The sequence below is a fragment of the Microlunatus sagamiharensis genome (assembly GCF_900105785.1).
Classification (GTDB): domain Bacteria; phylum Actinomycetota; class Actinomycetes; order Propionibacteriales; family Propionibacteriaceae; genus Microlunatus; species Microlunatus sagamiharensis.
This window is the reverse complement of the sequence record NZ_LT629799.1, coordinates 1,086,519-1,101,997: the sequence shown is the minus strand read 5'-3', so window position 1 is coordinate 1,101,997 and position 15,479 is coordinate 1,086,519. Positions and strand designations below refer to the sequence as shown.

General features: G+C 74.3%; 14 protein-coding genes. 6 read left to right on the top strand and 8 right to left on the bottom strand.

Translation table 11 applies throughout. The features are described 5' to 3' along the window. Positions 1–140: 140 nt before the first annotated feature. Positions 141–1,073: an aminoglycoside phosphotransferase family protein gene (locus BLU42_RS05005; RefSeq protein ID WP_091073511.1), complete on the bottom strand. Its 933-nt coding sequence runs from the start codon at positions 1,071–1,073 to the stop codon at positions 141–143. 156 nt (positions 1,074–1,229) lie between these two features. On the opposite strand from BLU42_RS05005, the gene BLU42_RS21020 reads away from it, so the two are divergent. The 4 genes from BLU42_RS21020 (at position 1,230) to BLU42_RS04990 (ending at position 3,148) form a co-directional block, all read left to right on the top strand. Further along, complete coding sequence (locus tag BLU42_RS21020) at positions 1,230–1,526, top strand: hypothetical protein (RefSeq protein WP_197680622.1); 297 nt, start codon at positions 1,230–1,232, stop codon at positions 1,524–1,526. An 18-nt stretch (positions 1,527–1,544) separates the two neighbouring features. After that, the gene (locus BLU42_RS21015) at positions 1,545–1,787 is read left to right on the top strand and encodes a hypothetical protein (protein ID WP_197680621.1); all 243 of its coding nucleotides are present in this window, start codon (positions 1,545–1,547) and stop codon (positions 1,785–1,787) included. A 139-nt stretch (positions 1,788–1,926) separates the two neighbouring features. Beyond that, the gene (locus BLU42_RS04995; RefSeq protein WP_091073510.1) at positions 1,927–2,817 is read left to right on the top strand and encodes a S24/S26 family peptidase; all 891 of its coding nucleotides are present in this window, start codon (positions 1,927–1,929) and stop codon (positions 2,815–2,817) included. Positions 2,818–2,869: 52 nt separating this feature from the next. Continuing rightward, complete coding sequence (locus BLU42_RS04990; protein ID WP_157719775.1) at positions 2,870–3,148, top strand: hypothetical protein; 279 nt, start codon at positions 2,870–2,872, stop codon at positions 3,146–3,148. 52 nt (positions 3,149–3,200) lie between these two features. Here BLU42_RS04990 and BLU42_RS04985 read toward each other — a convergent pair whose 3' ends face one another. The 5 genes from BLU42_RS04985 to hisF all read right to left on the bottom strand — a co-directional run bounded on the left by BLU42_RS04985 (position 3,201) and on the right by hisF (position 8,004). Beyond that, positions 3,201–3,605 (bottom strand): VOC family protein, encoded by a 405-nt coding sequence (locus BLU42_RS04985; RefSeq protein WP_091073508.1) that lies wholly within the window; start codon positions 3,603–3,605, stop codon positions 3,201–3,203. A gap of 14 nt (positions 3,606–3,619) precedes the next feature. Next, positions 3,620–5,338 (bottom strand): dihydroxy-acid dehydratase, encoded by a 1,719-nt coding sequence (gene ilvD, locus BLU42_RS04980; protein WP_091079442.1) that lies wholly within the window; start codon positions 5,336–5,338, stop codon positions 3,620–3,622. A gap of 70 nt (positions 5,339–5,408) precedes the next feature. Further along, positions 5,409–6,716 carry a glycosyltransferase 87 family protein gene (locus tag BLU42_RS04975; protein ID WP_091073507.1) on the bottom strand — a complete coding sequence of 436 codons (1,308 nt, stop codon included), beginning with the start codon at positions 6,714–6,716 and terminating at the stop codon, positions 5,409–5,411. Beyond that, on the bottom strand, positions 6,713–7,198 hold the full coding sequence (locus BLU42_RS04970) for an HIT family protein (RefSeq protein ID WP_091073506.1): 486 nt from the start codon (positions 7,196–7,198) through the stop codon (positions 6,713–6,715). The genes BLU42_RS04975 and BLU42_RS04970 overlap by 4 nt, the downstream gene beginning before the upstream one ends. Continuing rightward, positions 7,195–8,004, bottom strand: a complete 810-nt coding sequence (gene hisF, locus BLU42_RS04965; RefSeq protein WP_091073505.1) for an imidazole glycerol phosphate synthase subunit HisF — start codon at positions 8,002–8,004, stop codon at positions 7,195–7,197. The genes BLU42_RS04970 and hisF overlap by 4 nt, the downstream gene beginning before the upstream one ends. A 55-nt stretch (positions 8,005–8,059) precedes the next feature. Here hisF and BLU42_RS04960 point away from each other — a divergent pair, with 55 nt between their 5' ends. Then, positions 8,060–9,583 (top strand): TldD/PmbA family protein, encoded by a 1,524-nt coding sequence (locus tag BLU42_RS04960; protein ID WP_231918446.1) that lies wholly within the window; start codon positions 8,060–8,062, stop codon positions 9,581–9,583. Continuing rightward, a complete protein-coding gene (locus BLU42_RS04955; RefSeq protein ID WP_091073504.1) occupies positions 9,580–11,028 on the top strand; it encodes a metallopeptidase TldD-related protein in 1,449 nt (482 codons plus the stop codon). The genes BLU42_RS04960 and BLU42_RS04955 overlap by 4 nt, the downstream gene beginning before the upstream one ends. Positions 11,029–11,070: 42 nt before the next feature. Here BLU42_RS04955 and BLU42_RS04950 read toward each other — a convergent pair whose 3' ends face one another. Both BLU42_RS04950 and BLU42_RS04945 read right to left on the bottom strand, forming a co-directional pair. Further along, the gene (locus BLU42_RS04950; RefSeq protein WP_091073503.1) at positions 11,071–12,582 is read right to left on the bottom strand and encodes a glycosyltransferase family 39 protein; all 1,512 of its coding nucleotides are present in this window, start codon (positions 12,580–12,582) and stop codon (positions 11,071–11,073) included. A gap of 11 nt (positions 12,583–12,593) precedes the next feature. Continuing rightward, positions 12,594–15,473, bottom strand: coding sequence for a DEAD/DEAH box helicase (locus BLU42_RS04945; protein ID WP_091073502.1), 2,880 nt, complete (start codon positions 15,471–15,473; stop codon positions 12,594–12,596). Between the last annotated feature and the right edge of the window lie 6 nt (positions 15,474–15,479).

Below are 15,479 nucleotides of genomic sequence, written 5' to 3'. Positions count from 1 at the left end.
AGGTGCTGCATGCCTCAAGAGTCCGCCCCGACGCCGGGCGCGTCAACCTGCGGCAGGGGTCGTCCCGGTATCCGGAAGGACGCTAGGGGGCCCTGGCAAATCCGCGGGCGCGCGGGCGGGTCCGCAGACCGGCCGGGACCTCAGCCGTCGACCAGGAGCGCGGCCGAGCGCAGGAACGGCCCGGCCACCACGGGCGCGCCGAAGGAGCGGACGTACAGCCCGGTCGACACCCGCTCGAGGAAGCCCCAGGCCCACACCCGGTCCGGGTCGACGCCGGCCGGGGCGGCGACGCGGCGGCACCACGCCCGGAGCCGGTCGACGGCCCCCGACGGGTCGGCGAGCAGGGTCGCGGAGAAGTCGCGCACCGCCACGCCGAGGTCGTAGGCGGCATCGGTCACGCAGGGCTCGGGGTCGACGAGGCACCAGCCGGTGGGAGCGCCGGCTCGGGGTCGAGGGACCCTGAGCAGGTTGCCCGGGTGCGGGTCGCCGTGCACGAGCACCGGGTCGGCCGGGTCGGTGCCGCCGAGCTCGGAGGCGTACGCCAGCGCCCGCGTGACCGCGGGCCTGTCGGCGGCCTCGAGGTGGTCGAGGCGGGAGTCGATGCCCTCGGCGAGGGCGCGGGCCCGGTCGACGGCGGGGCGGTCGGGCGGACGCCAGGCCACGGCGAGCGTGGCCGCCAGCACGTCGAGCTGCTCCTCGGGGCCCAGCCCCGACCCGGACAGGGTCGCACCGAGCCGCTCGAGCAGCACCGCCCCGCGACCGGGGTCGTGGTCGAGCAGCCGCACGTAGCCGTGGCCCCGCGCGTCGCGGAGGGCCTCCACCTCGGCCTCGAAGCCCGGGTCGGCCATCGCGACCTTGACCACCGCCGGCTCGCCGCCCGCCGTCCGGGCCCCGACGACGTAGGACGCGCTCCCCCCGGGCAGCGCGCGGTCGAGCGTCAGCGACCACCGGTCCGCCAGTTCCTGCAGCAGCGCCGGCAGGCCCGCCTCCCAGCGTCGCCCGACCTCACCCAGGGACGCCACGCGGGCACGGGCCAGCGGTTGCAGACGGACGCGGTCCGCGGCGCTCCTCACGTGGCATTCCTCGGTCGACGGAGAGCCGGTTTCTCAGATTTGTGTATATGCAATACCGCCCACCTCTCGAACAGTTCGTCCCAAGCATCCATGGCGCGATCGGGGCATCGGGGTGCCTCGGACCATCCGACCACCGCTGGAAAGGGCCAACCCCGCGTGTCCGCACCGACCGCCGGCTCAGCCGCTCCCCGGCGAGCCGCCGCCCGTCGCCGCCTGACCCCGCTCGCCCTGCTCACGGGCGTCGTCGGGGCCGTGGTGCTGGCCTTCTCGATGAACAGCAGCCTGGCCGCCTTCACGGCCTCGATCGTCAACAGCGTCAACACCGTCGGCGAGGGCACCCTGATCATGACCGAGACGGGACCCGCTCCCGGCAACGTCACCTGCTCCAGCAACTCCGGGGCCGGCGGCTACGCGGGCACCAACTCCGCGACCTGCGCCACGATCAACAAGTAGGGCGGCGTCCTCGCCCTCGTGCCGGGCCAGTCCACGAGCACGACGGTCACCATCACCAACTCGGGCACCGCGCCGGCCAACGCGTTCACCCTCGCCGCCGGCACGTGCACCCAGAGCGGCGGCATCGCGGGCACCAGCGCGACGGACCTGTGCAGCACGCTCCGGGTCGTCATCACCCAGACGGTGGGCAGCACGACCACGACGGTCAGCCCGGCGAGCTCGACACTGGCGTCGCTCACCACGGCCTCGCCCTCACCCTGACGGCGCCGGTCGCCCCGTCGGCCTCGGTGACCTTTACCTTCGCCGTCACCCTGCCCGCCCCCTCGGGCAACACCTACCAGGGTCTCGCCGCGGCGCAGCCGCTCACCTGGACCTTCACCTCCTGATCGCCTGAGGCACGGTGCTCCGCCCCAGACCCGGTCGACGTCGTCCCGCCGCGGGCGGGCGTCGGCCGGGCCTGCGCCCCGGCGGGACACCCGGCCAGACGTACGCCGCCCTCGCCGTCCTGGTCCTCGTCGCCGGCCTGCTCCTCGCCGGACTGGCCTGGCGCCTCGACCGCGGGTCGTGGGCGGTGATCGAGACCCCGTCCATGGGCCGGGCCGCGCCCGTCAGGACGATGATCCTGACGCGCTACGAGCCGACGTCGCGGATCGCGGTCGGCGACGTCGTCAGCTACCACCCCCGCCAGAACCCAGCCGAGATCATCACCCACCGCGTCGTCGAGAAGACGCCGGCCGGCCAGCTGGTCGTCCGGGGCGACATCAACGGCGCGACCGACCCGTACCCGGTCCGTGACGAGGACCTGGTCGGGACAGTCCAGGTCCGCCTGATCGGGATGGGCTGGGCGGTGAAGGCCCTGCCGATGCTCGTGGTGGCGGGCGCGGTGCTGCTCGTGGGCACGCGCCGCTACGTCCGCGCGTACTGGCGCTCGAGCGTGCGGGTGCTCGGGACCTGCCTGCTGCTGTGCCTCGCGGTCCTGGTCCTGCGGCCCTTCGTGCACCCGGTCCTCATCTCGGTGCGCAACCCGCCCGGCGCCCAGCCGGAGGCCGACGTCGTCTCCGGCGGACTGCTGCCGACCCGCGTGGAGGGCATGCCGGGCCACCACGTCGACCTGCTGACCGGCCAGGTCGGCTCGGTCGCGGTCACCGCGCCCACTCCCGGCGCCCCGTTCCACATCGTCGGGCACCCGCACCTCGACGTGGCGTGGCTGCTCCTCGTCGCCGGCGTGTGCAGCCTGCCGCTGCTAGGGTGCCTGGTCGTCGGGCTCGGCCCCGTGGAGGACGACGCGTGAGCGCGGGGTGCGGACGCCGGACGCTCCCGCCGCTGCGCGGCCTGTGGGGGCGGTGGCGCTGCTGGGGCTGGCGCTGTGCGTCGTGCTGACGACGGTGCCCGGCTCGACGGCCGCGTTCACCGCGCAGGTCACCAACACCGGCGACACGGTCGGCACCAACCGGTACTTCACCTGCCAGGACGCGGTCCGCGGTGACGGGGCCTACTTCGCCCACTCGCTGGACGACGACCCCCCGAACAACCAGGCGACGGCGCGCGACGCCACCCTGAACAACCGACCGGGGACGTACGGTGCCGGACCGCGAGCCGGGCGCGGCGCTCCTCGTCGGTGACGCTTCGCACGAGGCCGACGCTAGCGGCCGGGAAGCTTTGGGTCGCCCGGGTTCAGTCGCCCACGAAGATGCAGAACGGGTGGCCCGCCGGGTCCGCGTACACGTAGAGGGGCTCGTCCGGGTCGTCGGACCGGTCGTGCAGGAGCGTGGCGCCCAGGCCGAGCGCGCGCTCGTGCTGCTCCGCGAGCTCGGCCGCCGTGGCGACGGTCGTGTCGAGGTGCAGCATCTGCGGCCGCTCGCCCGCCGGCCAGGTCGCGTGCGGCAGCGACTCGACCCGTTGGAAGGCGAGCGCCGGCGCGCCGCCGTCCCCCACGAGCACGAGCCAGTCGTCGCCCTCCGGGTCGACCTGCTCGTCCCCGGGCCGGTACGCGAGCCCGAGCAGCACCCGGTAGAACTCCGCCAGACGACGCGGGTCCTCGGTGTCGAGGACCGTCTGGCGCAGCCGCGGCACGCCCATCGCCGGACCCCGCCTCAGCCGCAGACCGCGCCGACGTTGGCCGAGCGGACGAGCTTGGTGTACTTCGCCAGCACGCCGCGCCGGGCCGGACGCTCGGTGGGCGTCCAGGCGGCGCGCCGACGCTCCAGCTCGGCCTCGTCGACGTCGACCTCCAGCGTCCCGTTGGCCACGTCGAGGGTGATCCGGTCGCCGTCCTGGACGAGCGCGATCGGCCCTCCCTCGGTCGCCTCGGGAGCGATGTGGCCGACGCACAGCCCCGTCGTCCCGCCCGAGAAGCGGCCGTCGGTGATCAGCATGACGTCCTTGCCGAGGCCGGCGCCCTTGATGGCCGCCGTGATGGCGAGCATCTCGCGCATCCCCGGACCGCCCTTGGGGCCCTCGTAGCGGATGGTGACGACGTCGCCGGCCTTGATCGTGCCGTCCTCGAGCGCGTCCATGGCCGCCCGCTCCCCGTCGAACACGCGGGCGGTGCCGGCCCACACCGAGGTGTCGAAGCCGGCGCTCTTGACCACCGCGCCCTCGGGAGCGAGCGAGCCGCGCAGGATGGTGATGCCACCGGTCGGGTGGATCGGGTCGGACAGGGCGCGCAGGATCGTGCCGTCGACGTCCGGCGGGGCGATGTCGGCGAGGTTCTCGGCCATCGTCTTGCCGGTCACCGTCAGGCAGTCGCCGTGCAGCAGCCCGGCCTCGAGCAGCGCCTTCATGACCACGGGGACGCCGCCGACGCGGTCGACGTCGGTCATCACGTAGCGGCCGAAGGGCTTGAGGTCGCCGAGGTGCGGGACCTTCTTGCCCACGCGCACGAAGTCGTCCAGGGTCAGGTCGACCTCGGCCTCGTTGGCGATGGCCAGCAGGTGCAGCACCGCGTTGGTCGAGCCGCCGAAGGCCATGACCACCGCGATGGCGTTCTCGAACGCCTCCTTGGTCAGGATGTCGCGCGCGGTGATGCCGCGGCGCAGCAGCTCGACGACGGCCATGCCGCTCTTGCGGGCGTAGCCGTCGCGGCGCCGGTCGACGGCGGGCGGGGCGGCGGAGCCCGGCAGCGACATGCCGAGGGCCTCGGCCGCGCTGGCCATCGTGTTCGCGGTGTACATGCCGCCGCAGGCGCCCTCGCCCGGGCAGATGGCCTTCTCGACCTCGGTGACCTGCTCGCGGGTGATGAGCCCGGCGACGCACGCGCCGACGGCCTCGAAGGCGTCGATGATCGTCACGTCCTTGTCACCGACGCGGCCCGGCATCGTCGACCCGGCGTACAGGAAGACCGAGGCCAGGTCGAGGCGGGCGGCCGCCATCAGCATGCCCGGCAGCGACTTGTCGCAGCCCGCCAGCAGCACCGAGCCGTCGAGCCGCTCGGCGGACATGACGGTCTCGACCGAGTCGGCGATGACCTCGCGGCTCACCAGCGAGAAGTGCATGCCCTCGTGGCCCATCGAGATCCCGTCGGAGACGGAGATGGTGCCGAACTCGAGCGGGTAGCCGCCGGCGGCGTGCACCCCGTCCTTGACCGCCTTGGCCAGGCGGTCGAGCGACAGGTTGCAGGGGGTGATCTCGTTCCAGCTCGACGCGACGCCGACCTGGGGCTTGACCCAGTCGTCGTCGCCCATGCCGACCGCACGCAGCATGCCGCGCGACGCGGTCGCCTCGAGCCCGTCGGTGACGACCCGGGAGCGCGGCTTGATGTCGACGCCCGCGCTGGCGTCGGAGGCGGAGCCGTCGGTCGAGGTCTGCGGGATCGTGTCGGTCACAGCCGTCAATGTAGTGCGGGTCGCCGACGCCGCGGCGAGCCTTCCGCCCGCGCCGTCCTCAGCGCGGGAGCGCGGGCGCCGTGACCGGCTCGCCGCCGGCCACCAGGGCGTGGCGCGGCAGCTCGCGGCGCCGCGTCACCAGCAGCTGGACGACCAGCCCGAGGACGAGCACGACGCCGGTGAGTGGCCCGAGGTTGGCCACCAGCTCCTGCAGCGGCGTGTAGGTCAGCTCGACCCGGTCGCCGTACGGGAGCACCGACAGCGGCAGGCACACCGCCACCCAGACCACCCAGAAGCCCGCGACGACCCGCACCCAGCGCGGGAGCGCCTGGGTCAGGACGGCGACGCCCATGGGCAGGATCCACACGTAGTGGTGGGTCCACGACACCGGCGAGGCGAGGTTGGTGCACAGCCCGACGAGGGCGATCGCGAAGACCTTCTGCCCGACGCGCCACCAGTGGACCGCGACGAGGGTGCCGAGCACCGCCACGACGGCGGCGAGGCCGAGGCCGAGCAGGGTCGTCGTGGTGCTGCTCGTGCCGGCCAGCCGGTAGAACACGCTCAGCAGGTTCTGGTTGCCGACGTAGAAGGGAGAGGCCGGCGACCGGGTGTCGCCGCCGGACAGGCCGGTGTAGTAGGCGACGGTGTTGCTCGGGAGGAACGCGTACCCCACGGCGGTGAACGCGATGAACGACAGCCCCGAGACGATCGCGAACCTGCGCCGGCCGGCCAGGAAGGCGAAGACGCCGAAGAGCGCCGGGGTGAGCTTGACCGACGTCGCCAGGCCGACGAGGACGCCCTGCGAGCGCCGCTCGCGCTGCGGCGCCCCCGGCCAGCGCGGCAGCAGGTCGGCCACCACGAGCGCCATCAGGAAGGTGTTGACCTGGCCGTAGCCGAGGGTGGTCCGGATCGGCTCGACGGCCACGACCGCGACCGACCCGACCACGGCGAGCCGCCAGCCGCGGGGCACCCCGCACCGGCGCAGCACGGACTGCATCGCGCCCACCCCGGCGACCGTCCACGCCAGCTGCCAGAACACGTACGGCCCGAAGGCCAGCGGCGTCATCAGGACCGCCGAGATCGGCGGGTAGATGAAGGGGAGCTTCCAGCCCGGGGTGACGGTCTGGAAGATGTCGCGCCCGGCCACCATGTCCTTGACCGCGTACACGTAGACCTGGAGGTCGATCGTGTTGGGCAGCCGCGGCCACCAGTGGCTGTAGGCGATGACGAAGGGCAGCACCAGCAGCGCCACGACGGCCGGCGGGCCGACCTCGAGCAGCAGCAGGCGGGCCTTGCGGCCCCTCGTCAGCGGGACGGCGGCCCGGCCCGGCGGGACCTCCGTCGCGACAGGAGCCGGGGAGCTCACGTGCGGTCGTCCGTGATCTCGTGCCACACCGCGTCGAGCTCGGCCGCGGGGACCTCGTCGGGCCTCACGAGGTTGGTGAAGCCCGCGGCGTCGGCGTAGCGGGGGATGACGTGGACGTGGGCGTGGAAGACGGTCTGGCCGGCGGCCGGGCGGGCCGAGGAGAGGATGTTGACGCCGTCGGGGGCCAGCCGCTCGACGAGCCGACGGGCCACCACGTCGATGGCGGGCGCGATCTCGGGGAGCGCCGACGGCCCGAAGACGAGGTCGTCGACGTGGCGACGGGGGATCACCAGCGTGTGGCCGCGGTGCCAGCCGTTGATGTCGAGGAAGGCGACCGCGTGCTCGTCGGCGTGGACCTGACGCGACGGGATCGAGCCGTCGACGATCCGGCAGAAGAGGCAGTCGTCTCGCGTGCCGTCCTGCCGCGCGCCGTCCTCCCGCGTGCTGGCGCTCGTGCTGGCGGTGCTGTCCGGGGCGCTCACGTCGCGACAGTCTCCCTGGTCGGGCGCTCGATCGCCAAGGACGCGCGCCGCACGGGGAAGCCCGCGTCGGCGATCGCGTCCTTGACCTGGCCGACGGTGAGCGTCCCGAAGTGGAAGACGGTCGCGGCGAGCACGGCGTCGGCCCCGGCGGCGACGGCCGGCGGGAAGTCCTCGACGCGGCCGGCCCCGCCCGAGGCGATGAGCGGCACGTCGACCGCGGCCCGGACCGCGGCGATCATCTCGAGGTCGAAGCCGGCCGTGGTGCCGTCGGCGTCCATCGAGTTGAGCAGGATCTCGCCGACGCCCTCCTCGACCCCGCGCCGGGCCCAGGCGACCGCGTCGATCCCGGCCGCGCGACGACCGCCGTGCGTGGTCACCTCGAAGCCGGAGGGCTGGTCGGGGCTGCGCCGGGCGTCGACCGACAGCACGAGGACCTGGTTGCCGAAGCGGCGCGTGATCTCGCCGATCACCTCGGGCCGCCGGATCGCGCCGGTGTTGATGGCGACCTTGTCGGCGCCGGCCCGCAGCAGCACGTCGACGTCGGCCACGCTGCCGACGCCACCACCGACGGTGAGCGGGATGAAGACCGTCTCGGCCGTGCGGCGGACGACCTCCAGGGTCGTCTCGCGGCCGTCGGAGCTCGCGGAGATGTCGAGGAAGGTCAGCTCGTCGGCGCCCTCGGCGTCGTAGACGGCGCCGAGCTCGACCGGGTCGCCCGCGTCGCGCAGGTCGACGAAGTTCACGCCCTTGACCACCCGGCCCGCGTGCACGTCGAGGCAGGGGATGACGCGGACGGCGACTGGCACGCGCTCAGCCTAGAGGGGCGCCGGGCTGTCGGAGCCTGTCGTTATCGTGGCGACCGTGCCTCCAGGTCCGCCGAGCGCGCCCCACGGGATCGACCCATCCTTCACCGCGCTCCCCCTCCACGCCCTCGCCGACGCCGCCCTGTCCCGGGCCCGCGCGCTCGGCTGCACCTACGCCGACCTGCGCGTCGAGCAGATCCGCGAGGGGCTGCGCTCGTTCCGCGACACCGCGCTGGAGTCGAGCACCGACCACGCCACCCTCGGCCTGGCCGTGCGCGTGGTGCACGACGGCGTCTGGGGCTTCGCCTCGGGCATCGCGCTGACCGCCGACGTCGCCGCACGGCTCGCCGAGCGGGCCGTGGCCACGGCCCGCATCTCCAAGCCGCTCACGCCACACCGAGTCGAGCTGGCCGACGAGCCGGTGCACGCCGACCGGACCTGGGTGTCGGCGTACGACGTCGACCCCTTCGACGTCGACGAGGCCGAGCGCCAGGGCCGCATGCTCGAGCTGTCGGCCGCCCTCCTCGCCGGTGAGGGCGTCAGCCACACCTCGGCGAGCCTGCACCTCGTGCGGGAGGACAAGTTCTTCGCCAACCTGGCCGGCACCACCACCACGCAGCAGCGCGTCCGCGTGCAGCCGGCGCTGACCGCGGTGAGCGTCGGCGCCCACGGCTTCGCGACCATGCGCACCCTCGCACCGCCAGCGGGCCGTGGGTGGGAGTACCTGACGGGCACGGGCTGGGACTTCGACGCCGAGGTCGCCGAGATCCCGTCGCTGCTCGCCGAGCACGCGGCCGCGCCCAGCGTCGAGGCCGGGCGCTACGACCTCGTCATCGAGCCCAGCAACCTCTTCCTCACCATCCACGAGTCGATCGGTCACGCCACCGAGCTCGACCGGGCGCTCGGCTACGAGGCCGCGTACGCCGGCACCTCGTTCGCGACCTTCGACCAGCTGGGCTCGCTGCACTACGGCAGCCCCGTCATGCACGTCACCGGCGACCGCGTCGTCGAGCACGGCCTGGCCAGCATCGGCTACGACGACGAGGGCGTCGCCGCGACGACCTTCGACATCGTCTCCGGCGGCACGCTCGTCGGCTACCAGCTCAACCGCCAGATGGCCGCCGAGAAGGGTCTCGGCCCCTCCAACGGCTGCGCGTACGCCGACTCCCCCGGCCACATCCCCATGCAGCGGATGCCGAACGTCTCCCTCGCCGCCGAGCCCGGCGGCCCGAGCAGCGAGGAGCTGGTCGGCCGCGTGGAGCGCGGCCTCTACGTCGTCGGCGACAAGTCGTGGTCGATCGACATGCAGCGCTACAACTTCCAGTTCACCGGGCAGCGCTTCTACCGTATCGAGGACGGCCGGCTCGCCGGGCAGGTCAAGGACGTGGCCTACCAGGCGACGACGACCGACTTCTGGCGCTCGATGGAGGCGGTCGGCGGCGAGCAGACCTACCTGCTCGGCGGCGCCTTCAACTGCGGCAAGGGCCAGCCCGGCCAGTCCGCCCCCGTCTCGCACGGGTCGCCGTCGGCGCTGTTCCGCGGCGTCAACGTGCTCAACACCGCGTCCGAGGGAGCAGCATGAGCGTCGCCGACCTGCTGGACGAGGCCCTGCGGGTCGCGACCGGGCCCGTCGTGGCCGTCCTCACCGAGCGCCACGAGGTCAACCTCCGCTGGGCGGCCAACGCGCTCACGACCAACGGCGAGATGCACGGCCGCTCGCTGGCCGTCACCGCGACCGCCGAGGTGGAAGGCGGCACCGCCGTCGCGACGGTCGCCGCCGACCTGACCGACGTCGGCGAGGTGGCGGCGCTGGTCGCCGCGGCCGAGGCCGCCGCGCGCGCCGCGTCCCCGGCCGACGAGCCGGTGCCGCTCGTGGCCGACGAGGCCCACCCCGAGGACGGCGACGTCCGGGCCGAGCCCGCGGTGACGACGGTCGAGACCCTGGCCGACGTCGCGGCCGGGCTCGGGCGCGCCTTCGAGCGGGCCGCCGCCGACGGCCACCTGCTCTACGGCTTCGCCGAGCACGTGGTCTCGACGGTCTACCTGGCGAGCAGCACCGGCCTGCGCCGACGGGGCGTGGAGCCGCAGGGCCGCCTGGAGCTGAACGGCAAGAGCGACGACCTGGGTCCGAGGAGCGCCAGCGACGACGACCCCGCGGGGGGTTCGGGGGGTCGTCCCCCCGTCGGGCAGCGCTCGGCCTGGGTCGGGCAGGCGACGCGGACCTTCGACGACGTGGACGTCGACGCCCTCTACGCCGAGGTCTCGCGCCGGCTCGGCTGGGCGAGGAGGACCATCGAGCTGCCGCCAGGGCGCTACGAGACCCTGCTGCCGCCCGGGCCGGTGGCCGACCTCGTCATCTACGCGGCCTGGACCGCGAGCGCGCGCGACGCCGAGGACGGCAGCAACGTCTTCGCTGCGGGCGAAGGGCGCACGCGGATCGGCGAGCGGCTGACACCGCTGCCCGTCGACCTGCTGTGGGACCCCGCCTGGCCCGGCCAGGAGACGCTGCCGTTCGTGGCCTCCACGATGTCGCCGGACGGAACCTCGTTCGCGTTCGACCAGGGCCTGGCCGTCGAGCCGGTGCGCTGGGTCGAGGGCGGCGTGCTCACCGAGCTGGTGCGCAACCGCGGCCACGCGGCGGCGACCCGGCTGCGCGCGACGCCGCCCGCGGACAACTTCGTCATGGACGCCGGGGGCACGGCGACGCTGGAGGAGATGATCGCGAGCACGCAGCGGGGCCTGCTGGTCACCTGCTTCTGGTACATCCGCGAGGTCGACCCGGAGCGGCTGCTGCTGACCGGCCTGACGCGCGACGGCGTCTACCTGGTCGAGGACGGGGAGGTCGTGGCCGCGGTGAACAACTTCCGCTGGAACGAGTCCCCGGTCGAGCTGCTGGGCCGGGCCACCGAGATCGGCGCGAGCGTGCCGGTGCTCTGCCGCGAGTGGAACGACTACGTGACCAAGACCGTCATGCCGCCGCTGCGGATCCCCGACTTCAACTACTCGACGGTCAGCCAGGCCTCCTGAACCTGGGCCCTCGCGCCGGCCTGGGACGCGCCGGCGGGGACGTCAGCCGGCGGCGATCAGCAGGTCGCCGCGCTCGGCCTGAGCGGCCGTGCGGGTGAAGAGCCACGTCTGCTCGGCGTCGCTGCGCTGCAGCATCTCGCCGCTGAAGCCGAGCTGGCGCAGCCGGCGGATCTCGAGGGTGCGCCGGGTCTCGTCGCCCACGGGCGAGAGGTACCAGAGCCGCTGGACCCCGCGCAGGCGCGGCTCGACCGCGGTCAGCGGCAGGCGGTCGTCCCAGAGGTAGCGTCGGGAGAGCCGGTCCTCGCCGGCGTTCAGCACCGGACCGGTGCCGAGCGCGCCCGGGTAGGAGACGGCGATCGCGGAGACGAGCGGGTAGTCGACGACCGGGTCGCCCGGGTTGCCGCGGTAGGCGACGATCGCCGCGATCTCGGCCCAGCTGTCCCAGGCGTCGACCTCGCGCTGGTCGCGGTAGGTCACGGCGGACGCGAGCGGCAGGGCGGCCGCCAGGCAGAAGGCCAGCCAGCCCCGGCGTACGGAGGCGATGCCGGCCCCGCCGAGCAGGGCGAGCGCCCCGACGCAGAAGGCCAGGTAGCGCTGGGAGTAGAGCGGCGTCCACACCGCCGAGACCGTGATCAGCACCAGCCCGGGCACGACGGCCCATCCGACGAGCAGGAAGGTCGTGCCGCGTCGGCCCCGGCGGTTGCGGGCCAGCCAGACGAGGCCGGCCGCGGCCGTCGCCCACGCCAGGACCGCCCAGAGCCCGTTGAGCGGGGCGACCGTCTCCGTGGCGATCTTGGCCAGCGACTCCGCGGTCGGCGGGTCGATCCAGTCGACCTGCGCCTGCTGGTCGCGAGCGCGCCACGCGAGCAGCGCGACCGGCACGACGCCCAGGACGAGACCGACCAGCGGTGGCCAACGGCCGGGCGGGAGTCCGAGGTGCAGCACCCGGCGCGGCCGCCCCTGGGGGTCGGGCGGGGCCCACAGCCACACGACGAGGACGGGCAGCAGCAGGGCGGAGTAGACGTGCAGGCCGCCGACGAGCGCGGTCGCGAGGGCCACCGGCAGCACCCAGAGCGCCGACGGCCGCCGGGTGGCCAGGACGACGAGCAGGACCAGGAGCACGGCGGCCGCCGTGAACCACGCCCCGGACCGCCCCTCGGTGCCGACCAGCGTGACCCGGGGGCAGACCGCCATGAGGAGCCCGGCCAGGAGCCCGGCGCGGGGGGTGAGGAGCAGCGAACCGAGCACGACGACGAGGCCGGCCGCGAGGCCGCAGGCCAGCACCGAGGGGGCCCGCAGGGTCAGCGTCGAGATCCCTTCCATGTCGAGCCAGACCTTCATGGCCGAGTAGAAGAGCGCGTGCACCACGTCGACGGTGCGCAGCATCTCCCCCAGCTGGGCCCAGCTGCGGGTCACGGCCGAGACGGTCGCCGCCTCGTCGCGCGACTGCGTCGGCACCCACGACCCCGCACCGACCAGTCCGACCGTCAGGACGAAGACCGTGACGGCGCGGACGACGACCGACCCCGTGCGGAACGGGGTGGGCGTGGGCACGACGCAGAACTCTACGTCTCGTCGGTCTCCAGCTCGTCCGCCTCGAAGGTCACCACGCCGCGCCGCATGGCGCGCACCAGCGCGTGGGCGGTCTCGCGGAGCCGCCCCGGGCCGGCCGCGTCGGCCACCTGGCCGGCGAAGTCGACCACCTGGCGCACCCAGCGCACGAAGTCCCCGGCGGTCAGGTCGGTCTGCTCGACCACGGCGGCCAGCGAGCGTCCGGCCGCCCAGCCGTACGCGACCTCGGCGAAGCCGATCTCCGGCTCACCGGTGCGGGGCAGGCGGGCGTCGCGCTCGGTGAGCGACACGTCGCGCCAGACCTTGCGGACCCGGTCGACGGCCGCGCTGGACGCGGCGTCGGGCATCCGGGGCCGACGCGCCTGGTCGTCGCTGCGCCGCGCCTCGAAGACGAGCGAGCTCAGCACCCCGGCCAGCTGCGGGACGGAGAGGCCGTCGAAGACGCCCGCCCGGATGCACTCGGCCGCGACGAGGTCGAGCTCGCCGTAGATCCGCGCCAGCATCCGCCCGGCGTCGCTGACCTCTCCGCGCGGCCCGTGCGAGGTGTCGCCGGTCAGGTAGCCGAGCGACTCCAGGACCAGGCAGATCCGGTCGAACGAGGTGGCGATGGTGTGGGTCCGCGTGCTCGCCCGGGCCTCGAGCCGCTCGTTCTCCCGCTCGAGGCGCAGCGCGCGCTCGGCGCCGCGGGCGTGCCGCTCGCGGTCGGGGCAGGCGTGGACGGGGTCGCGGCGCTGCTGGTCGCGCAGCTCGTCGATGCGCGCGGCGACCTCGGCGTCGGCCGGGGGCCGTCGCAGGCCGGGGGAAGTCAGGTCGACCTCGGCGAGCCGGGAGCGGAACGCGGCGGCGAGGTTCCGCCGCGACGCCGGCTCCTTGGGCGAGAAGTGCTTGGGCACCCGCATGCGCCCCGCGACGACCGGTGGCGACGGGAAGTCGACCAGGGCGAGCCGGCGGACCTGGCGGTCCTCGGTCATCACCAGCGGCCGCGGCGCCTCGTCGCTGCCCCCCTCGTGGGTCCCGGGGTCGAGCACGACGACCCAGCCCTGGCTGCGGCCCGCGGGCACGCGCACGATGTCGCCGGTCTTGAGGCCCAGCAGGCTCTGGAGGCTCTCGGCCCTCCGGTCGGCCTTGCGCTCACGGGCGGCGTCGGCCTCGAGCTCGGCGATCGCGGCGCGCCGGCGTGCGTACGCCTCGAAGTCCCCCAGCTCGCAGGCGGCCTCGGCCCACTCCGCGGCGACGGCCTCGGTGTTGCGGGCCACGGTGCGCGCGACGCCGACGACGCTGCGGTCGGACTGGAACTGGGCGAACGACTGCTCGAGCAGCGCGCGGGCCCGGGCGCGGCCGACGCTGCCGATGAGGTTCACGGCCATGTTGTAGGTCGGGGTGAAGGACGAGTGCAGCGGGTACGTGCGCCGCGAGGCGAGGCCAGCCACGGCGCGCGGGTCGAGCCCGGGCTGCCACAGGACCACGGCGTGGCCCTCGACGTCGATGCCGCGTCGACCGGCGCGGCCGGTCAGCTGGGTGTACTCCCCCGGCGTGATGTCGGCGTGGGTCTCGCCGTTGTACTTGACGAGCTTCTCCAGCACGACGCTGCGCGCCGGCATGTTGATGCCCAGGGCCAGGGTCTCGGTGGCGAAGACGACCTTGGTGAGGCCGCGGACGAAGCACTCCTCCACGCACCCCTTGAACGCCGGCAGCATGCCGGCGTGGTGGGCGGCGACGCCGCGGGTCAGCGCCTCGGCGAAGCGCGGGTAGTCGAGCGCGCGCAGGTCGGCCTCGTCGAGGCCGCCGAGGTGGTGGGACAGCACCCCGGCGATCTCGCTCTGCTCCTCGGGACGGGTGAGCGTCACGCCGCTGGCGAGGAGCTGGCGCACGGCGGCGTCGCAGCCGTTGCGCGAGAAGATGAAGACGATCGCCGGCAGCAGCGCGGCCCGGTCGAGCTGCTCGACCATCTCGCGCCGGCTCGGCGCCGAGAGCGAGCGGGGACGCCGCTCGTCACCCCCGTGCTGGGCGGAGGCACCGCCGTACGCGCCGCTGCCGTAGGAGACGGTGCGCTTCCCGCGCCCGTTCCGGCCGCGCGGCCGGCGGGAGTCGTCGCGCACGTGGCGCGACTCATCGCGGGCGACGCGCAGCAGCGCGGGGTTGACCTCGCCGCGCCCGGGCGGGGCGTCGGGGCGTGCTGTGGGGGCGACGTCGGCGAAGAGGTCGTAGAGGTTCCGTCCGACGAGGACGTGCTGGTAGAGCGGGACGGGCCGGGTCTCGGAGACGACGACCTCCATCTCGCCGCGCACCGCGGCGAGCCACTCGCCGAACTCCTCGGCGTTGCTCACGGTGGCCGAGAGCGCGACCACCTGGACCGACTCCGCCAACCCGATGATCACCTCCTCCCACACGGCGCCGCGGAAGCGGTCGGCGAGGTAGTGGACCTCGTCCATGACCACGTAGCCGAGGTTGTCGAGGGTGCGCGAGCCCGCGTAGATCATGTTCCGCAGCACCTCGGTCGTCATGACGACGACGGGGGCCTCGGAGTTGATCGAGCTGTCGCCCGTCAGCAGGCCGACGTTCGCGGCGCCGTGGCGGCGGGCGAGGTCGGCGTACTTCTGGTTCGACAGGGCCTTGATCGGGGTGGTGTAGAAGGCCTTGCGCCCCTGCTGCAGCGCCAGGTAGACCGCGAACTCGCCGACGATCGTCTTCCCGGCGCCGGTCGGCGCGGCGACCAGCACGCCCGAGCCCGACTCGACGTGCGCGCAGGCCTCGAGCTGGTAGTCGTCGAAGCCGAAGCCGTACCCGTCGGCGAAGGCCGCGAGCTGCGGCGAGGAGCGCCGCTCACGGAACCGCGCGTACGCCTCGGCGGGACTGACCTGTTCCGCGCTCACGACGAC